The 17,664-nt window shown below is 63.8% G+C and carries 17 protein-coding genes and 1 pseudogene; 5 read left to right on the top strand and 13 right to left on the bottom strand.

What is annotated here, in order from left to right; all coding sequences use genetic code 11:
- Nucleotides 1-8: 8 nt before the first annotated feature.
- A complete protein-coding gene (locus J3S28_RS08745) occupies nucleotides 9-1,271 on the bottom strand; it encodes an alpha/beta fold hydrolase (protein WP_307796977.1) in 1,263 nt (420 codons plus the stop codon).
- Nucleotides 1,272-1,472: 201 nt separating this feature from the next.
- On the opposite strand from J3S28_RS08745, the gene J3S28_RS08740 reads away from it, so the two are divergent.
- The 3 genes from J3S28_RS08740 to J3S28_RS08730 are packed head-to-tail and all read left to right on the top strand — an operon-like array spanning nucleotide 1,473 to nucleotide 3,206.
- Nucleotides 1,473-2,519, top strand: coding sequence for a glycerophosphodiester phosphodiesterase family protein (locus J3S28_RS08740; RefSeq protein ID WP_207840738.1), 1,047 nt, complete (start codon nucleotides 1,473-1,475; stop codon nucleotides 2,517-2,519).
- 49 nt (nucleotides 2,520-2,568) lie between these two features.
- Nucleotides 2,569-2,988 carry an efflux MFS transporter permease gene (locus J3S28_RS08735; protein ID WP_207839687.1) on the top strand — a complete coding sequence of 140 codons (420 nt, stop codon included), beginning with the start codon at nucleotides 2,569-2,571 and terminating at the stop codon, nucleotides 2,986-2,988.
- Entirely contained in the window at nucleotides 2,982-3,206 is a 225-nt protein-coding gene (locus J3S28_RS08730; protein WP_207839684.1) for a hypothetical protein, read from the top strand. The genes J3S28_RS08735 and J3S28_RS08730 overlap by 7 nt, the downstream gene beginning before the upstream one ends.
- A gap of 108 nt (nucleotides 3,207-3,314) precedes the next feature.
- On the opposite strand, the gene J3S28_RS08725 is transcribed toward J3S28_RS08730, so the two are convergent.
- Nucleotides 3,315-4,496, bottom strand: coding sequence for an EAL domain-containing protein (locus J3S28_RS08725; protein WP_207840736.1), 1,182 nt, complete (start codon nucleotides 4,494-4,496; stop codon nucleotides 3,315-3,317).
- A 229-nt stretch (nucleotides 4,497-4,725) separates the two neighbouring features.
- Here J3S28_RS08725 and J3S28_RS08720 point away from each other — a divergent pair, with 229 nt between their 5' ends.
- Nucleotides 4,726-5,058: an STAS domain-containing protein gene (locus tag J3S28_RS08720; RefSeq protein WP_207839682.1), complete on the top strand. Its 333-nt coding sequence runs from the start codon at nucleotides 4,726-4,728 to the stop codon at nucleotides 5,056-5,058.
- A gap of 471 nt (nucleotides 5,059-5,529) precedes the next feature.
- On the opposite strand, the pseudogene J3S28_RS28290 reads toward J3S28_RS08720, so the two are convergent.
- The 7 genes and pseudogenes from J3S28_RS28290 to J3S28_RS08690 all read right to left on the bottom strand — a co-directional run.
- Nucleotides 5,530-5,604 (bottom strand): annotated as a pseudogene (locus tag J3S28_RS28290) (MBL fold metallo-hydrolase); the annotation flags it as partial.
- Complete coding sequence (locus J3S28_RS08715; RefSeq protein ID WP_207839680.1) at nucleotides 5,601-6,689, bottom strand: S-(hydroxymethyl)mycothiol dehydrogenase; 1,089 nt, start codon at nucleotides 6,687-6,689, stop codon at nucleotides 5,601-5,603. The pseudogene J3S28_RS28290 and the gene J3S28_RS08715, both read right to left, overlap by 4 nt.
- 101 nt (nucleotides 6,690-6,790) lie before the next feature.
- The gene (locus J3S28_RS08710; RefSeq protein WP_207839678.1) at nucleotides 6,791-7,318 is read right to left on the bottom strand and encodes a cupin domain-containing protein; all 528 of its coding nucleotides are present in this window, start codon (nucleotides 7,316-7,318) and stop codon (nucleotides 6,791-6,793) included.
- The gene (locus J3S28_RS08705) at nucleotides 7,311-8,318 is read right to left on the bottom strand and encodes an LLM class flavin-dependent oxidoreductase (protein WP_207839676.1); all 1,008 of its coding nucleotides are present in this window, start codon (nucleotides 8,316-8,318) and stop codon (nucleotides 7,311-7,313) included. Before J3S28_RS08705 ends, J3S28_RS08710 begins: the two co-directional genes overlap by 8 nt.
- A gap of 20 nt (nucleotides 8,319-8,338) precedes the next feature.
- Nucleotides 8,339-9,574, bottom strand: a complete 1,236-nt coding sequence (locus tag J3S28_RS08700; RefSeq protein WP_207839674.1) for an NAD(P)/FAD-dependent oxidoreductase — start codon at nucleotides 9,572-9,574, stop codon at nucleotides 8,339-8,341.
- The gene (locus J3S28_RS08695; protein WP_207839672.1) at nucleotides 9,571-9,891 is read right to left on the bottom strand and encodes a 2Fe-2S iron-sulfur cluster-binding protein; all 321 of its coding nucleotides are present in this window, start codon (nucleotides 9,889-9,891) and stop codon (nucleotides 9,571-9,573) included. Before J3S28_RS08695 ends, J3S28_RS08700 begins: the two co-directional genes overlap by 4 nt.
- Entirely contained in the window at nucleotides 9,884-11,074 is a 1,191-nt protein-coding gene (locus tag J3S28_RS08690) for a cytochrome P450 (protein WP_207839670.1), read from the bottom strand. Before J3S28_RS08690 ends, J3S28_RS08695 begins: the two co-directional genes overlap by 8 nt.
- 101 nt (nucleotides 11,075-11,175) lie before the next feature.
- Between J3S28_RS08690 and J3S28_RS08685 the strand changes: the two genes are divergently transcribed.
- Nucleotides 11,176-12,069 carry a LysR family transcriptional regulator gene (locus J3S28_RS08685; protein ID WP_207839668.1) on the top strand — a complete coding sequence of 298 codons (894 nt, stop codon included), beginning with the start codon at nucleotides 11,176-11,178 and terminating at the stop codon, nucleotides 12,067-12,069.
- A gap of 236 nt (nucleotides 12,070-12,305) precedes the next feature.
- Here J3S28_RS08685 and J3S28_RS08680 read toward each other — a convergent pair whose 3' ends face one another.
- The 4 genes from J3S28_RS08680 to J3S28_RS08665 all read right to left on the bottom strand — a co-directional run bounded on the left by J3S28_RS08680 (nucleotide 12,306) and on the right by J3S28_RS08665 (nucleotide 17,476).
- On the bottom strand, nucleotides 12,306-13,415 hold the full coding sequence (locus tag J3S28_RS08680) for an alcohol dehydrogenase catalytic domain-containing protein (RefSeq protein WP_207839666.1): 1,110 nt from the start codon (nucleotides 13,413-13,415) through the stop codon (nucleotides 12,306-12,308).
- 139 nt (nucleotides 13,416-13,554) lie between these two features.
- Nucleotides 13,555-15,015, bottom strand: coding sequence for a 3-oxoacid CoA-transferase (locus J3S28_RS08675; protein ID WP_207839664.1), 1,461 nt, complete (start codon nucleotides 15,013-15,015; stop codon nucleotides 13,555-13,557).
- Between the two features lie 141 nt (nucleotides 15,016-15,156).
- Complete coding sequence (locus J3S28_RS08670; protein ID WP_207839662.1) at nucleotides 15,157-16,278, bottom strand: alpha/beta fold hydrolase; 1,122 nt, start codon at nucleotides 16,276-16,278, stop codon at nucleotides 15,157-15,159.
- Nucleotides 16,271-17,476: a homogentisate 1,2-dioxygenase gene (locus J3S28_RS08665; RefSeq protein ID WP_207839660.1), complete on the bottom strand. Its 1,206-nt coding sequence runs from the start codon at nucleotides 17,474-17,476 to the stop codon at nucleotides 16,271-16,273. Before J3S28_RS08665 ends, J3S28_RS08670 begins: the two co-directional genes overlap by 8 nt.
- Nucleotides 17,477-17,664 lie beyond the last annotated feature (188 nt).

Below are 17,664 nucleotides of genomic sequence, written 5' to 3'. Positions count from 1 at the left end.
CCCGTCACTCAGACGTTGCAGGCGCCGCGCACCGGGATCCCGGCGAGCCGGTCGCGGATGAAGCCGAGCCCGACCGGGTAGTCGACCGCCGACGGCGCCAGGTGATTGTTTCCGCTGCCCTGATTGACGGCCGGTAGCTCGTTGGTGTTCAGGACGGCGGTGCCTCCTTGGGCGCACCAGTCGCGAACCAGTGCGACGGTCTGACCGTAGGGGATGAAGTCGTCGTGCCGGGCTCCGGTCACCATCACCGGTATGGAGGGGACGCGGCGTCCGATGCGCTGCTCGTCGGCGACTGTGCGCGCCACCGGGACGTCGCGGATGACCTCGTCGAGCCTGCGACCGTCGGTGGTCCACTCTGAGGTCGAATGTCCGCCGTACTTGCCCCGCGAATCGAGCAGGCACTCAGTCGCGACATCGGCCAGCACCGCACGACCGTGATCGTTCAATCGGCTGCCGAGCGGTTCGCGCAATTCGGGATACCGGGCCAGGAAGCCGTTGATCGTGTACCCGATCGCGGCAACCAATCCGGTGCCGTCGATGTGCTCCTGCACGGCCAGCAGATCGGCAGGTGGCGAGCTGGCATACCCGGCAACCAGATTCAGCTCGGGCGCGTATCCCGGTCCGAGCTCTGCAGCCGAGGCAACCGCGGCTCCGCCTTGCGAATGACCCCACAGCAACACTGGCTGGTCTGGTGTCGCGGCCGCGCGTGCGCCGTCCAAGATGGCGTGACCGGACTCTGCGCGGTTTGCGTACGTGTGCGTTCCGGGAGTCCCGAGGCCGACGTAGTCGGTGAAGAACACCCGAAAGCCTTGCGCCAGGAACGTCGACGCGAAGATCCCCTCGTAGTTGATGTGGGTGCTGGTCCCGGTGTGCTGGAACCCGGTGTCGAAGATTCGGGACGGCGCACATTGATCGCCTTGTCCCTGGGTGCCGGGGCCGATGACGGCCAGTGGTTGTGGACCGGGCCCGCCCCAGCCGACCCGCGGCTCGAGCATTGTGCCGGATACGGGAATCGGTGCGCCGTGCACGTCGGTGGTGGAGTAGATCAGGCGCTGACCCGCGCCCGCGCCACCTGCCGCCACCAGCGGTTGAGACCGCAGCACTGCACCGGGAGGACCTGGAACGAGCGAGCTGGTGTCGTAGAAGTGGTCCAGACTCGCCCCGTGGTCGTCGGGTGCCGACGTCGCGATGCCCGGGATGCCGAATCCTATTGCCAGGGAGGTCAATACGGAAACGACGACACTCTTCCTGCGTCTGCTGCTCAGGTGCACGTTAGGGACCCTAACCGCCGTCCGGGTCGTGCTCAAGGGTTCGAATCGGCGGGGTCCTGATAGTGACTGCAGGCTTGCCAGTGGTAACAGGAAGTGAATTCGAGATCGGTGCGGTAGCCGCGTCGGACCGGCCGGGATAGGTTCGCGGTGTCGGGACAACTGCGTGTGGGGAGATGTGTGAGCAAGCGATCTGCGTTGACGATGGTGGCTGCGGCGGCTGTGGTGGCTGCGCTCGTGTCGTGCTCGGAAGACGCCGGTGACAGTGGCACGGCCAGTTCTTCGGCGTCTGTGGCGCCGGCGTCGGGCGAATCGTTCGATCTCCAGGCTCACCGGGGTGGCCGAGGTGAGTACACCGAAGAATCCCTGGAAGCATTCGACAAGGCGCTGTCGCTCGGTGTCAGCACCCTGGAGTTGGACATCGTGCTGACCAAGGACAAGCAACCGCTGATCTGGCACGATCCGAAGATCGACGCGACCAAGTGCAGCGACACCGCACCGGCAGAACCCGGCGACCCGCAGTTCCCGTACGTCGGAAAGCTTGTTCATGAGCTGACGCTGGCTCAGGTACGAACGCTCGACTGCGGCAAGGTGCTCGAGGGTTATCCCGATGCACAACCTGTGGTGGGCAACAAGATTGCGGTACTCCCCGAATTGTTCGAGCTGGTCGACGAGCGCGGCGCCGACGCCGTGCGGTTCAACATCGAGACGAAGGTCGAGGGCGAGAACCGTACCGAGTCCGCGACGCCCAAGGAGTTCGTCGATGTGATCCTGTCCGCTGTCACCGCCGCGGACAAGGTCGACCGGGTGAGCATTCAGAGTTTCGACTGGCGCACCCTGCCACTCGTGCACCAGGCTCAGCCGTCGATTCCACTGGTGGCGCTGTGGGACGAGACCACGTGGAAGCAGGACTCGCCCTGGCTCGGTCCGGTGGACTACGACGCGGCCGGAGGCAATGTGATCGCCGGTGTACAGACGATCGACGGGGTGTCGGTGCTCTCGCCCGGTTACGTCGATCCTTACCCGGATGGACAGGTTCCGCCCGCCGGCTACACCCTGGTTGCGAACCGGGATTTCGTGACCCGCGCACACGATGCCGGATTCACCGTGATCCCGTGGACCGTCAACGACGCCGCCGTGATGAACGCCCAGATCGAGGCCGGTGCCGACGGGATCATCACGGACTATCCGACGAGGCTGCGTGAGGTCATGTCGGAGCGGGGTATGGCAGTGCCACCACCTGTCCGGTAGCTGCTTCTTCGCTCGGAGCCAAGTACGGTCCCGTCACCACCTTCCGCGCATGCTGGTGGCCAGGGCTCGTCCTGACAATGCGAAGCAGCCGTCGTCGGTGATCAAGCCGATCCCGGTGGCGCTGATGATCATCGGTCTCGGCGTGACTGTGTACGCCATTCAGCAGGCGGGCACCTGGGGGTGGGGATCGACCAAGACGCTCGGACTCCTGACCGCAGGCATCGTCGTCACGGTGTTCTTCGTCTGGTCGCAGCTCCGGGCGTCCGACCCGCTTGTGCAGGTCCAGTTGCTCGCGCGCCGGGCATTCCTCGGCAACGTGACGGTGCTGTTCGCAACCCAGTTCAGTCTGCTCGCGATCGTTCTCTACTCGACTCTCTACGTACAGGATCTGCTGGACTACAGCCCGATGATGGCCGGAGTCGCGGATCTGCACCGCGTACTCCAGTTGCGACAATCCCCAGCATGGTGATCACCGGGTTCGGCCTGGGCCTGGTGTTCTCGCCGGTCAACACAGACGCCCTGGGCCGGGTCGGGGCCGCCGACCGAGCGCAGGCCTCGGGCATCGTGCAGACCGTTCGTCAACTCGGCGGCACCCTCGGTGTCGCGCTAATCGGAGCCATCATCCTCGCGCAACAGCATGAAGGAACGCAGGTCGCGCATTCCAGCAGGAGATCATCGACCAGTTGACTCGTTGAGATTTCTACTCCAATAACGCTGTACCAGAAGCAATCATCTGAGATCCACAGAGGGCGGCTCACGCCGGTCCTCGGCGGCTGTCACGCGGCGCTGGGGTGGTCAGCGGGTGTGGGTGAAGCGGGTGAGAATGGTGTGGATGGCCTGGGTGACGGTGAGTCGGTCGAAGGATTGGATGAAGTCGAAGGTTCGTTCGAGATCGGGGCCGTTGTCGTGGAGGTCGCGGGCGGCGAGCAGCGCGCAGAAGTGGGGGCCGAGGACGGCGATGGTCCATTCGTTGACGAGGTCGTCGTCGGGGTGCAGGGGTGCGTGGTGGACGTTGCCGTCGCTCATGGGTGTGAGGCCGACGCCGTAGACGCCGGCGAAGCCGGTGACGGTGGCGAGGTCGTGCCAGCGTTGGGCGGTGTGGGTGGTGAAGTGGCGGGCGTGTTGGAAGGTGCCGACGACGATCATGGCTTGTCCGGCCGCGGTGGCTTGTGCTTCGAGGGATTTACTCATCTGTACCAGAAGCCTTTTGGTGCCGCGGCGCGGTTGGCCGGCGGCGGCCGCCAGCTTGTAGGGCGTGGTGCGACCGGCGGCCGGGGTGGACCACACCGGCGCTTGGGGCAGGGGGACGAGTGAGTCGATGGGTAGGTCGGCGGGGTTGCTGACGGAAGGGTAGAGGGCTCCGGTGCCGTAGGTGGCGCCGATGGTGTGGGCGGCGAGTCGCCGGTGGTCGTCGTCGACGCCTTCGGCGACGACGACGGCGTGGGTGCGTTCGACGTGGGCGGCCAGTGCGTGGGCGAGTTCGGCCATATCCGGGTCGCCCGTGCGTGCGAGCAGCTCGGGGCCGGTGATGATGATGTCGGGTTCGATCAGTGCCAGCATCGCGATCGCTTGGGGTTCGACGCCGAGGCCGTCGACGCAGATCATCCGGCCCTGGCCCCGCGCGGCGCGGATGGCTGCGAGCATGTCGTGGGGACGGGCGAGCAACTGAGCCGGCGACACCGACAGCACCAGGCGCTGTAGCGCCGAGGCCGGGGTGAGAGCCTTGAGTGCGTCGGCAGGTACTGAGGTGAGGTCGATGGCTATCAGCACCGGCAGTATCTCGGAGATGTGGCGGGCCGCGGCAGAGTCGGCGAACACGATTTTTTGCTGGTCGAGGGCGGTTTTCTGTTCCATCAGCCGCGTTGCGCGGCGCAGTGCATCCGCCGATGACAGGGCGCTGCCTGCCACGCCGCGCACCTGCAGTTCCACTGCTGCGAGCGCGCCATCGGCCAGGCGCCGTACTGGCGCGAACTGCATGACAACCTCCAACGAGATGTCTCCGGCGGCCATCACCGACGGCCGAGATCCCGGCTGGGACACCGCGCGTTCCATCATGTCAGTACACGCTACCTGCCGGGTGTGACTGTTTCGTTACCTATGGTTCCGGTTGGGCATCGACACCCGCGGCGCTCTCTCCGGTCAGGTCCGGCCTGGGTTAGGTTTCTGATCGAGACGATGTGCACACCCCGGGAGTAAAGGACGGACGATGAACGCAGCGCTTGATACTTCAGCCACCATGTCGGAGCCGGGTGCATGCATCGATATCGAGGTCGAGGAGGCGGGGTCGGCGCTGGCGATGGTGCGGGTGCGCGGCGAGGTCGACATGCTCACCACCGGCCGCTTGTCCCAGGTTCTGCACGAGGCGGTGAGCCGGTTCGATGAGGTGGTGCTGGACCTGTCGGCGACAACGTTCCTGTCCTCGGCAGGTCTCGATGTCATCGCCACTGCCACCACCTCCGGCGGGGACGCACTGCGGATCTTCGCGCCCACCGCCCCGGCCCGCCGGACGTTCGAGATCTGCGCCCCACACCTGCTCTGACCCCCATCGGCACCCTACCTTCGACCACGCCAATGATGTCTCGCGCGCCACAGTCGCCGACAACGGCTACCGTCGCCGGGCATACGGCGATGCTGTGTGTCAGGGCACGGTAGACGAAATTAATTACTGCACAATCTATTACGGTGAGAATATAGATTACGTCGGCTCAGGGCTCTGCCTTGACTGGGACGATGTCACGGCGAACTCAGGGCGCCCGATACGGGAAACACTCATTCGACGTCGGTGCCCTGCGCGGACCGAGCAGACGCTGATCGTCGACTGCGATATCTGGGGATGTCGCGTGGAGTACTGAGTTCTTCCAACACTTGCCCAAATATGTTGATGTTCCAGCGGGGGCGGCCGTCTGAGGGCCGGTCGGAGTGACCCAAACCGACTCCACATGACGCACGGATGCCCTGGTTCGTCGGGCGCATCTTCGTCCATGGGGCAAAAGTTTCGACGGTCACGCATGTTGTCGACGTCCCAGGTTCCGCCGTCGAGGCTGAACTGGCCGGACGTGACGACGTTCTCGATGCGTACGGTCACAGGATCACCACCGAACGGAGCACTTCGCCTGCCTCCATCTTGTGGAATGCGGCTTCGACATCGTCGAGGCCGACCCGTTCGGAGACGAACTTCTCCAAGGGCAACCGGCCCTGCTGGTACAGGTCGACGAGCATCGGGAAGTCGCGTTCGGGTAGACAATCGCCGTACCACGACGACTTGAGCGCACCGCCGCGGGAGAAGAAGTCGATTAGCGGGAGTTCGAGCTTCATCTCCGGCGTCGGTACGCCGACGAGCACGACGACCCCGGCGAGATCTCGCGCGTAGAACGCGGTCGTGTAGGTCTCGGGGCGACCGACCGCGTCGATCACGACGTCGGCGCCGTTGCCGTCGGTGAGATCCTGGATCGCGGTGACGACGTCGTCGACCTTCGAACCGTCGATGGTGTGCGTGGCACCGAGGTCGGTGGCCCATTCGAGCTTGCGGGCGTCACGATCGACCGCGATGATCTTGGTTGCGCCGGCCAGGCGGGCGCCGGCGATGGCGGCGTCACCGACACCGCCGCAGCCGATCACCGCGACGCTGTCGCCGCGGACGACGCCGCCGGTGTTCATCGCCGCACCCAGGCCGGCCATGACGCCGCAGCCGAGCAGTCCCACGACCGCCGGGTCGGCGTCGGCAGCGACCTTGGTGCACTGCCCTTCGTGGACGAGGGTCTTGTCGGCGAACGCGCCGATCCCCAGCGCCGGGGTCAACGCGGTGCCATCGGCCAGGGTCATCGGCTTGCTCGCGTTGTGGGTGTTGAAGCAGTACTGCGGGCGTCCGCGTTTGCAGGCCCGGCACTCACCACACACCGCACGCCAGTTCAGGACCACGAAGTCGCCGGGCTCGACGAGGATGACCTGATCACCGACGGTCTCGACGATGCCCGCAGCCTCGTGCCCGAGCAAGAACGGGTATTCGTCGTTGATCCCACCCTCGCGGTAGGCCAGATCTGTGTGGCAGACCCCGCACGCCTGGATCTTCACCACCACATCGCGTGGCCCCGGATCGGGGATGGTGATCGTCTCGATGGTCGTCGGAGCACCCTTGCCCGCCGACACCACACCACGAACCTGCTCTGCCATGACCGCCTCTCATAGGACGTCGATTGTGTACTTCGAGATTGGAATCTGTTGCGCCAATGGTTCATTGGCGCTCAAACCTGTGGCCAACGCCGAAGTTAGCTTCAGCTGGTTTGAGTGCCGATGAGGATGGCGGCGAGTGTGACGATGCTTTCGGTCCGGTTGCGCCAGGCATGGCGGGTGGCGTTCTGAACGACCAGATCTCCGGGATGCAGGTCGGTGGTGACCCCGTCGTCGAGTTCCAGGGTGACGACACCGTCGAGCACCAGGGTGTAGTCGATGGTCGGTGTTGTGTGCATCCCATCCGGTTCGAAGGTCTCCGCCAGGCCGGGAGAATGCTGCAGTTGCTCGGCAACATACCCCGGCCCGTCGAAGGAGGGATGTGCCATCGATGAGTCCGGTGGAAGCGTCAAGATGATCAGTCGGGTTTGTCCGGGAATCGGCAGCAGCGACTGCAGAACCGCAGTCGGATCAGTGCCGTCAGGGCTCACGGGGACAGCGGGGTCTGTAGACCATGCAACGGTGGAAGAGAATCCAGGGAAGGATGCAAAGTCGTGCGTGCGTGGTGGTTGACCATCATCGACGATGACGGACTTACCCGATGCATCATGACCGGTGACGACTCTACGCATGCTGGGTCTCCTTGGTGGTGAGTGAATGGCGAAGCTCGGCGGCTTCTTTGAATGCTTTGAGTTCTCGGGGTATGTCGGTACCTGCGGGTTGATACAGCACTGCACTCGCGCCCGCATCCTCCAATCGTTGCAGGATGGCCGCAATCTCGGTGCGGGTCCCGGTCATCGTGCCCTGCCGGATGACGTCTCCGGTGATGAACTTGACGTCGGTGGCGTTGGGTTCGATCAGGTGGCCGCGGTACAGCTCGAGGTGACGCCGGTTCGCCGGAACGGATTCGATTGCGGCCGCGTAGCCAATGGCTTCGGGCATTCCGGCGAGCGGCCCGTGTTCCCCCATGTGCAGAGCCAGCGAGGCACCCGGACCTGCAGCGTCGAGGACACGAGGCGCGTCGATTTCTTCGCCATCGTCGAGGACTGTGCCGTAGTAGGTGAGGTTGCACGCACCGTCGTAGGGAACGGGATTGTCACCGTGCGTGGGGTTGGTGACCACACCCGCACCTAGCCGCTGGGCGACGCCGAAGCCTTTGGGGCCGTGCGCGCCGATCCAGAATGTGGTGTCGATGGGATAACTGATGCCCGACGCTGGACTGTGCATGAGACTGAGTGTCTTTCCCTCCCATTCGATCTCGTTGCCCTCAAGGAGCTCTTTCAGAGCGAGTACGTATTCCTCGACGTAGGCCCACCGGGATGGCTTTCGGCCCAGGTAAGTGGAGCTGGTGAACCCGGCGCCGACGCCGGTGTCGAATCGGCCGGGTGCGACGGTCGCAAGGTGGGCGATCAGCGCGGCGTTCGCTGTGAGGTGCCGCAGGTGCGGTGTGAAGACCGAGACCCCCAGCCGGATCGTCGAGGTGCGGGCAGCAGCCGCCGCCACGGTCGCGCCGGTGTCTGCGTAGGAGACGGGGACGTCGTAGACCCACGCTCGTTGGTATTCGAGTTCTTCGGCCAGGACGATGTGGTCAGGTGTGGCGAGCGCGGGTGGGAAGACGCAATTGATTTCCATGGTGTTCTCCTCGTTGAGAGTCAGACGGTGATGGCGACGGGTGGAATGAGTGAGCGCACATCGACGACGGCGGTGAGCTCCTCGGCGGTGGGCGACACGCCTGCTGCGAGTAGGCGGCGTGCGACCACGTGATCGGAGGGTCGATTGACCGATTCGACGGCTCGCAGCCGCCCGTCGGTGTACCGGTAGACCGAAAACTTTCCCAGCGTGGGATCACCGCGCAGGATGTCGGTGTCAGATCTGTCGGTGTGTCCGGCGATTTGCAGTTTCATCGGCCCTTGGTGACTCCAGAACCAAGGGACGACGAGATACGGGTCCACCGTCTCGCCGGCGATCTGGTTCGCCACCAAACGCGCGTGATCAGTGGCTGCTTGCACTGATTCGAGTCGTATTCGACCCGAGACCGCGTCGGGGAAGTTCGCACAGTCTCCGATGGCAAAGATATTCGGGTCGCTGGTGCGCAAGTAATTGTCGACGACGATTCCGTTGTCGACGCCAAGGCCTGCAGCCGAGGCGATTTCGGTGTTCGGGCGGACACCCACGGCCAGCACCACAGTGTCTGTGTCGATGCGCTTTCCCGTGCTGGTCAGAACTGCCGATACCCGGTTGTTGGTGCCGACTATCTCGGTGAGACCCGTCCCGAGGTGCAGTGCAGTTCCCCGCTGCCGGTGGAACGCGGTCAGGTACTCACTCATGGTGGGTGTAACCGCGCGCTGAAGGATGCGATCAGCGATGTCGAGCACACATGACTGGATTCCGAGCTTCTGGGCTGCCGCCGCCATCTCCATTCCGATGAAGCCTCCGCCGACAGCGGTGATGTGGTCAGACGACACCATCTCGTCACGCAGTCGTTGGGCGTCATCGATCGTGCGTAGGACATGAACTCCGCGAAGAGCCTTGCCGGGCAGGTCGGGAACGAGTGGACGGGTGCCGGTGGCGAGTACCAGAACGGTGTAGTCCAGCGTCTGACCGTCGTCGAGCAGCACCGAGTGTTTGTTGCGGTCGATGGTGACCGCCGTGCGTCCGAGCTGCAAGCGGATGTCTCGGTCGTGGTAGAAGTCCGCCGGCCGCAGGTTCAGGTCGAGCTGTGAATCGGGATCGATCAGATACTGCTTCGACAGGGGTGGTCGTTCGTACGGGAGGTGAGGTTCAGCGCCGACGAGGTTGATGCTGCCGTCAAAACCACGGTCTCGCAGGCTCGTGGCAACTGTGGTACCCGCTTGCCCCGATCCGACGACGACCACTCCGGCAGTCATAGGTCCTCGGCAGGAACATAGACGACCATGCCGTCCAACTCATCGGTCACGGACAGTTGGCAACTGAGCCGACTACTCTCCATTCGTGGTGACAGCGCACATTCGAGCATCTCGTCTTCTTCTTCGCCGACCTCGGGCAAGGGAGATGGTGTGAACTGGATGTGAATGTGGCAGGTGGCGCACATTGCTTGGCCACCGCATTCCGCCAAGATTCCTGGAATGCCCGCACTCACAGCAGCTTTCATCACACTGACCCCGGTCGGAGCATCGACCGGCTTGACCTCGCCGTCCGGCTGAACGAACCTGATCTCAGGCATGGGGGTGTTCCGCCGTCCATGTGGCCGGAAGGGTCAGTGGCCCACGAAAGACCCATCCGTCCATTCGTACGGTGTCGGGTTCGACCAGGGTGAGGTCCGCGAGGCGACGGAATATCGTCGGCAACGCAATATCTGCTATCGAGATCCGGGCCACCCAGGTTCCCAGGCAGAAGTGTGGACCGCCGCCGAACGCCAGATGGTTGGCGCCATCTCGATGCACATCGAATTCGTCGGGACAGTCGAAGACTGCCTCATCGCGGTTTGCCGAGGCGATGCTCACGCCTACTTTGTCACCGGCTTTGAGCGTCTTTCCGCCGAGTTCCACGGTATCGGTCACCTGGCGGGGATACATTCCGATGGGAGCGATCCACCGAACGGCTTCTTCGAAGACTTTGCGCCAGCCTATTTCTCCGGCGATCACCTGTGCTTGTTGGTCAGGATGAGCGAGCAATCCGTACATTGCCACAGCCGTGGCATCACGGGGCTCGTTGATCCCGCCGCCGATGAAGATCTTGACGTTGGTTCGGATTTCGTCGTCGGTCAGCGCGCCATCGGCGTGGGCCATCGAGGAAATCACGGTCGGCTCGGCAATCTGCCGAGCGTCGGGTAACGCGTCGGTGACCGCCTGATCCAGTTCGGCGCGGGCGATCTCGCAGCGTCGCCACACCTCAGGGTCCTCGGCGTAATTGCCGCAACCATCGATGAACGCCTGCGACCAGCGCTGCATGTCAGTAGCGGTGGCATTGCGCAACCCGAGAATGGTCGCGAGATTGGTGGCGGCCAGCGGGCCGGCGAAGTCCTTCACCAAATCGGCTTTGCCGTCTGTGATGAATCCATCGATCAACTGATCGGCGTTGGCTTGAAACGCTGCGGCCCAGCGGTCTTTGATCATCTTCGGGCGGACCGGGCCTTCCGCAGCCTTCCTGATACGGCGATGCGGGTCACCGTCCTGGCGCAGGAGCGTGTTCCCGATGGCCCGCGTCATCATCGACGGCTCCTCCACTGAACTGAAGAGTTCAGGATGGCGTTCGACGAACATCACGTCTTCGAACTTCGTCACCAGGTAACGGCCCAGCTCGGGTACCCAGGCGACCGGTTCCTCGGTACGCAGCCGGGCGTAGGCCGGGTACGGATCGGCAGCGAGTTCGGCGATCCGAACTCCGGCCGCAAATGACGTTGTCATGGCTTTCCTTTGTGTCGTGAACCATCGGGATCGTTCAAATATGACACTGATCACAAGATGTGAAAAACTGGTTTTTACGACGTTAAAGATTGGTTCTGCTTATGCCTTCTGATTTCACCCTCCGCCAGGTCGAGTACTTCGAGGCTGCTGCACGTCTGGGCTCCATCAGTGCCGCTGCGGTCGCCTGTCATGCCTCACAAGCAGGGGTGTCGCTGGCCATTGCAGATCTAGAGAAGAAAATCGGGGTTCAGCTGCTGGTCAGGTTGAAGGCGAAGGGTGTGGTGCTGACCGAGGCGGGTTCCCGTGTTCTGTCGGATGCCCGCCGTCTTCTCGAAGCGGCGAGCGAACTGAAACGAGATGCACATTCGCTGAGTGAAGCTCTGCAGGGCACCCTGACGGTGGGCTGTTATGTGACTCTCGCACCGTTTGTCATTCCGCCGGTGCTCGACGACTTCGCGTCCTTACACCCCGAACTCGAGGTCAACGTCATCGAGGGTGCTGGTGAAGAGATGCGGGTTGCGCTCCTCGAGGGTCGCTGCGAGGTTGCGTTTCTGTACAGCGGGGACAGCAACACCTCACTGTCGACAGCGGCGGTCAATACCGCTCGGCCTTACATCATCCTCGCCGGCGACCACCCACTCGCACACCAGCCGGATGTGTCGTTGGCAGAGGTCGCCGACCTGCCGTTGATCATGTTCGATGCACCCAGTGCGCGAAACGCCGCTCAGATGCTGCGAGAACAGGGACTCACGCCGCGCATTCGTCACGTCACAGGAAACATCGAAGTCGTGCGGTGCCTCGTTGCGCGAGGGCTCGGGTACTCAATCCTCGTTCAGAGGTGGCCCGTGGACATCAGCTACGAAGGTAAGCCATTGAAAGCCATCGATATTCGCGACGAGACCGAAGATCGACAGGTTGTTCTGGCGTGGCCGGAAGCGTCGAAGCTCACCAGGCGCGCGGAAACACTCATCGCCACCGCGAGTCATCTTTTCTGACTGTCGGTGCTGGTGGCTCGGAGAAGGTAGAAACCAGCGAGGCAAAGTCGAGGAACAATCGCATCACGGAGAAGCTGGTGTCGTTTCAGGCCGACAGGTATCCTGCCGGGATCAGCATTCAGGCCGAGCCTTGACGATCCTGATGTTGTTGCGGTCCGGTGTCTTTAGGAGCTTGAGCCAGACCTTCCTGATGCCGGTGACATGTCGGCTGGAGATGGTCTGGCTGCTGCCCGCGATCAGGGGGTCAGGATGAAGTTGGAGAAGCCGCCGTGGCGCGTCGGAAGGTTCTCGAGGGCTTCGTTGATCTTTTCCAGAGTAAAGGTGTGGTGTTCGAGGACGGACAAATCAAGTTGTCCGGTGCCGGCGAGGTCTGCCATGTCTTGGGCTTCGGCGGTGGAGAACCAGAGGCTGCCCAGGATGCTTAATTGTTGGCACATCACCGAGATCATGTCGATGGCGGGACGTTCCATCATACCGCCGATGTCGACGGCGATCCCGCCACGGCGCAGGGTGCTGAGCGCCTGCAGGTAGGCCTCGGCGGGGGCTTCGGGCGCTAGTGCGTCGATGACCACGTCGACACCGTCCCCATGGTTGTGTTCACGGGTCCAGGTGCGTAGGTCTGCGGTTCCGGCGGCGACGACATGAATACGGTCCGGGGCGATTTTGCGGACGTCCTCGAGGAGGTCGGCGTTGCGGCCCGTACCGAAGATACGGGTGGCTCCCATGGCCAACGCGCTCAGCGCGGTGCCGAGTCCGAGGGTTCCGGAGATGCCGTCGATGAAGATGGTGCTGCCGGGGCCGACGCCGGCGCGGCGTAGCGCGGAGAAGCCGGTGCCCAGGTATCCGAACCGGGCTCCCTGTTCGAAACTGACGGTGTCGGGAAGTTTGACCAGATTGCGTTGCGGGGCAGTGAGATATTCGCTGAATCCGCCGTAGGGATAGGCGTCGAATCGGCGTTGTCCGTCGGGGCCGAACGCGAAGTAGCCCATGAAGGTGTAGGAGTCGCAGTTCTGATCTTCGCCTCGCCGGCATGCGCGGCAGGCGCCACAGGACAGCCCGGGGTTGACGTAGACCCGTTCTCCGACGGTGACGTCGGTGACGTGGCTACCGACCGCGGTGACCACTCCTGTGGTGTCGAGGCCGAAGACCGCGGGCAGGTTCGGGAGCGGCAGTTGCGGGAACCACTGGTGGTAGGAGGCCAGGACGTTCCGCAGGTTGGGAACGAGGTTGCAGGCTTTGACCTGGACGAGGACGTCGGTGGGTCGGGGCTCGGGCACGGGGAGGTGTTCGACGACCATGGGTTCACTGATCTCGTGCAGGCGGGCGACGCGCATGGTGGTTGACATGGGGTACTCCTAAAAGGTTGGGGTTAATTGTTTTTGGCCATGGCGGGGCCATCCCTGGGGTTCGGGGTTGCGGTGGTGAGTTGTCAGAGAGGGTGGCTGACGAAAGACGACCGGCGGGCTGTGTCGCTCGACGAGAGTGCTAGTTCAAGTTGACGGTGAAGGTGGGTTCGGTGGCGGCGCGGATGTCGTCGACGGTGATTCCGGGTGAGAGTTCACGCAGCACCAGGCCGCCCGGTGTGATGTCGAAGACGCACAGGTCGGTGATGATGCGTTCGACGACGGCCAGGCCGGTGATGGGAAGACTGCAGGAGTTCACGATTTTGTAGGAGCCGTCTTTGGCGAGATGTTCCATCAGGACGACTACTTTGCGAGCTCCGGCGACGAGGTCCATCCCGCCGCCCATGCCTTTGATCATCTTTCCGGGGATCATCCAGTTCGCGATGTCGCCGCCGGCGGAGACCTGCATGGCGCCGAGGATCGCGGCGTCGATCTTTCCGCCGCGGATCATGCCGAAGCTGGTGGCGGAGTCGAAGATCGAGGCCCCGTTGCGGACGGTGACGGTGGCTTTCCCTGCGTTGACCAGGTCAGCGTCTTCGTCGCCGTCGAAGGGGTAGTGGCCGGTGCCCAGCACACCGTTTTCCGACTGCAGGACCAGCTCGACATCGTCGGGCACGTAGGCGGGAACCAGCGTGGGCAGGCCGATACCGAGGTTGACGTAGTCCCCGTCGGATAGCTCTTTCGCTGCCCGGGCGGCCATTTGCTCCCTGCTCAATCCCTTGCGCGGTGCTGGCTGATCATGCGCAGCCTCAGATGCTGGCTCGACGGGGGCGTTTCGTGCACGCGTGGTCCGCTTTTCGATGCGTTTGTCGGCGGCTTGCTCTGGGGTGAGGGGCAGTACCCGGTGCACGTAGATGCCGGGCAGGTCCACGTCATCGGGGTCAATGTCGCCGGCCTCGACGAGAATCTCGACCTCTGCGATGGTGACCTGGCCGGCCATCGCAGCCAGTGGATTGAAGTTGCGGGCCGACTTGCGGAATACCAGGTTGCCGTGGCGATCTCCCTTCCATGCCCGGACCAGTCCGAAGTCGCAGGTGATGGCCTTTTCGAGTACGAAGGGTCGGGTGCGGCCGTTGAATTCCATGGTTTCGACCGGCTTGGGAGGGCTTTGGGTGACGACGTCGCCGTTGGGGCCGAACCGCCAGGGCAGGCCGCCGTCGGCGACTTGGCTACCTACGCCGGTCGCGGTGTAGAACGCCGGTATGCCCGAGCCTCCGGCGCGGAGTTTTTCGGCGAGAGTTCCTTGGGGTACGAGTTCGACTTCCAGTTCGCCCTGCAGATATTGGCGTTCGAACTCTTTGTTCTCGCCGACATAGGACGCAGTCATACGGCGAATGCGTTTGTGTGCCAACAGCAATCCCAGGCCCCAGTCGTCGACGCCGCAGTTGTTGGACACCGCGTGCAGGTCGGTGGTTCCCTTGCGTAGCAGTGCGTCGATGAGCACGCTGGGTACGCCGCAGAGCCCGAAGCCTCCGACGGAGAGAGACGCTCCGTCGTCGATGCCGGCGACCGCGGCGTGGGCAGTTGTGACGACTTTGTCCATGGGCGGGCCCCTTTCGTTATGTTGATGGATATGGCGTGGCGCCCTGTTGACGACCGGGCGCGACAGCGGTGCCGCGGAAGATCGCCGGAGCAGGGATACAGTGCTGGCGCTGCTCGGGCCACCAAGGTGCTGTCTCGGTATTCAGTCGAGCCAGGCGATGATCGAGTCCAGCGTCTTGACCACCAGATCAGGCCGGCCATCGAAATAGTGGCCCGCGCCGTGGACCGCGAGCAGCTTTTTGTCGGAGTGTGTGACGCCCTCGTAGAGGGCGGTGGCCATCGAGGGGAAGCATCCGCGGTCGGCGGTGCCGTAGGCGACGAACACCGGCACCGTGACGTGCTGGAGGCAGTCGGGGCCGTAACCGTGGGTGTCCTCGACGCTCCACTGCGACAGCCAGGACCGTAGGGTGCTGAAGCTGCCCAACGTCACCGGCCGCAGGTTCGCCGATTGCGCATCGCCCCACAGCGTGCCCGGCTCGCGGTCGGAGGGGTCCAGGGTGACATCGACAAAGCGGGGGTCCGCGCAGGTACCGTGCACCCGAAAAGGTAGATCGGGCACCGCATCTGCGTAGCGGTCGGTGAGTTCGGCGAGCTGGCCTTTGACCCAGCCCGTGATCCGGTTCATCCGGGCGCTCTGGCCGGCGCGGTAGGCCTCGACCCACTCGGGGTCGAGCGGGACCTGGCGGTCCGCGAAAAGATCGAGGTCGCCGGCACGGGTGAAGGGATCGTTTTCGTCGACGATCGACGGGTCGAGCCATCCCTGCAGGAGGTCGGCGCGGCCCGCATGGGCGTTGAGCATCACCAGCGCATCGACCGGGGGCAGCTCGGCGCGGGTCAGGTCGCTTCCGCCGCCGCCGGGTGCATCGGTGATGGTGGGGGATTCGGCTTGCGACTGGTAGAGAGCGGCGAGACCGCCGCCACCGGAGTTGCCCACCAGGACAATGCGTTTGTATCCCTCGGTGCAGCGCAGGTGCGTGATGATCGAGCCGAGGTCTTCGATGCAGTTCTCGAGAATGACTTGGGTGTCGTTGCCCGCGTAGCGGGTGACCACACCGACCGCGTCGACGCCGAGGGCCGCTGTCGGGTCGAGGGCATAGTGTCCGACGAAGTTGGAGCTGGGATGACAGAACACCAGCACGGTGTCAGAGGTGCCGGAGCCGGCGCGTTCGCGGCCGCACCACAGCGTTCCGGAAGCGCGGGCGATGCCGGAGTAGACGTCCCCGCCCATCGCGGACTGCATGGGGACCGGCAGCAGCTCACGCATCGGTCGACCCCGCTGAAGTGGTTTGCGGTGCTGTTTCTTCGAGGGTCGCCCAGGTCAGTGGGTAGTCGGGGTCGGTGCAATCGTTGACCACACCGGCCAGGTGCAGAGGCCGGTGGGTGTCGATCATGACCTGATATTCGTTGGCCCGGGTGGCTCCCAGTGCGCGTTCGGTGTTGCCGGGGTGTGGTCCGTGGATGAAGCCGGCCGGGTGCACGGTAATCGAACCGAGTCCGACGCCGGTGCCAGTGCGGGTTTTCGCCTGGCCCTTGGCGTAGAACAGGACCTCGTCGCTGTCGACGTTGGAATGGAACGGGGGGATCGGTACCGAGTTGGGGTGGTAGTCGAGCATCCGCGGGACAAAGTTGCACATTACGAAGCCGGGCGCTTCGAGGATCTGATGCTGCGGCGGCGGCTGGTGCAGGCTGCCGGTGATCGGTTCGAAGTCTCTGATGTTGAAGCTCCACGGATACATGCCGCCATGCCATCCGACCACGTCGAACGGATGGTGTTTGTGCAGATTCCGGGTCAGTCCCGATCGTGTGCGCACCACGACGGGGACATCGGTGCCTTCCCCGAAGACCAGTTCGGTGGGCCGCCGGATGTCGAGCTCGCAGTACGGGGTGCCCTCGATGAACTGCCCGCGATCGGAGAGGTACCGCTTGGGCGGGTCGATGTGCCCGACGGCCTCGACGAACAACAGGCGCAGCTCGTCGTCACCGGTGACCGTCCACCGGTGGATGGTCGAGGTCGGGACGATGACGTAATCGCCTTCGCTGATTTCCAGGCGCCCGAAGGTGCTCTCGAACACGCCGCTGCCGCTCTCGACGTAGGCCAGCTCGTCGCCGGTGCTGTTTTTGTAGAGCGTGCTGTCTTCGGTGGCTACCGCGTAGGCGATCCTGACGTCGTCGTTGGCCAGCAACAGAACTCGGTCCAGTGCCGCATCACCCTTGATGGGCAGACTGTGCGGGGTCAGATGCAGCGGCGAGAGGGGGTGATTGGCGTGCAGCCCCTCATCGACGACTGTGACTGCCTCGATCGCGGTGAGCGCACTGGGCGGATTGCGGTGATAAAGCAGGGAAGTATCGCCTACAAAGCCGTCTTCGCCGATCAGCTCTTCGGAATACAACGTGCCATCGGGCTGCCGAAAAGCAGTGTGCCGCTTGCGGGGGATGGAACCGACCTGTGTGAAGTAAGGCATGAACGTGATGCTTCCTTGTTGGGCCGAACACTCAATGTGCTCGGCGAACTCAAACTGTTGCGCGGCATACTCTGCGATGACCCCGCCCCGACAGGCCCGGCCGCTGCAGCGGTGTCAGGCAGGTGCAGTGACGGGTGCGTCGTCGACCATGACGTCGTACACCCACGCACGCTGATAGCCGAGTTCTT

It is taken from the genome of Williamsia soli (assembly GCF_017377795.1).
Classification (GTDB): Bacteria; Actinomycetota; Actinomycetes; order Mycobacteriales; family Mycobacteriaceae; genus Williamsia; species Williamsia soli.
This window is presented reverse-complemented; position numbering and strand designations above follow the sequence as displayed.

Excerpts from the sequence above, each read along its gene's own strand:
- J3S28_RS08710 (WP_207839678.1), bottom strand. The coding sequence starts at position 7,318 with ATGCGTAGAGTCGTCACCGGTCATGATGCATCGGGTAAGTCCGTCATC.
- J3S28_RS08690 (WP_207839670.1), bottom strand. The coding sequence starts at position 11,074 with ATGACAACGTCATTTGCGGCCGGAGTTCGGATCGCCGAACTCGCTGCC.
- J3S28_RS08730 (WP_207839684.1), top strand. The coding sequence starts at position 2,982 with ATGGTGATCACCGGGTTCGGCCTGGGCCTGGTGTTCTCGCCGGTCAAC.
- J3S28_RS08700 (WP_207839674.1), bottom strand. The coding sequence starts at position 9,574 with ATGACTGCCGGAGTGGTCGTCGTCGGATCGGGGCAAGCGGGTACCACA.
- J3S28_RS08685 (WP_207839668.1), top strand. The coding sequence starts at position 11,176 with ATGCCTTCTGATTTCACCCTCCGCCAGGTCGAGTACTTCGAGGCTGCT.
- J3S28_RS08740 (WP_207840738.1), top strand. The coding sequence starts at position 1,473 with ATGGTGGCTGCGGCGGCTGTGGTGGCTGCGCTCGTGTCGTGCTCGGAA.
- J3S28_RS08705 (WP_207839676.1), bottom strand. The coding sequence starts at position 8,318 with ATGGAAATCAATTGCGTCTTCCCACCCGCGCTCGCCACACCTGACCAC.
- J3S28_RS08725 (WP_207840736.1), bottom strand. The coding sequence starts at position 4,496 with ATGCAGTTCGCGCCAGTACGGCGCCTGGCCGATGGCGCGCTCGCAGCA.
- J3S28_RS08735 (WP_207839687.1), top strand. The coding sequence starts at position 2,569 with ATGCTGGTGGCCAGGGCTCGTCCTGACAATGCGAAGCAGCCGTCGTCG.
- J3S28_RS08670 (WP_207839662.1), bottom strand. The coding sequence starts at position 16,278 with ATGCGTGAGCTGCTGCCGGTCCCCATGCAGTCCGCGATGGGCGGGGAC.
- J3S28_RS08680 (WP_207839666.1), bottom strand. The coding sequence starts at position 13,415 with ATGTCAACCACCATGCGCGTCGCCCGCCTGCACGAGATCAGTGAACCC.
- J3S28_RS08675 (WP_207839664.1), bottom strand. The coding sequence starts at position 15,015 with ATGGACAAAGTCGTCACAACTGCCCACGCCGCGGTCGCCGGCATCGAC.
- J3S28_RS08720 (WP_207839682.1), top strand. The coding sequence starts at position 4,726 with ATGAACGCAGCGCTTGATACTTCAGCCACCATGTCGGAGCCGGGTGCA.
- J3S28_RS08665 (WP_207839660.1), bottom strand. The coding sequence starts at position 17,476 with ATGCCTTACTTCACACAGGTCGGTTCCATCCCCCGCAAGCGGCACACT.
- J3S28_RS08695 (WP_207839672.1), bottom strand. The coding sequence starts at position 9,891 with ATGCCTGAGATCAGGTTCGTTCAGCCGGACGGCGAGGTCAAGCCGGTC.
- J3S28_RS08715 (WP_207839680.1), bottom strand. The coding sequence starts at position 6,689 with ATGGCAGAGCAGGTTCGTGGTGTGGTGTCGGCGGGCAAGGGTGCTCCG.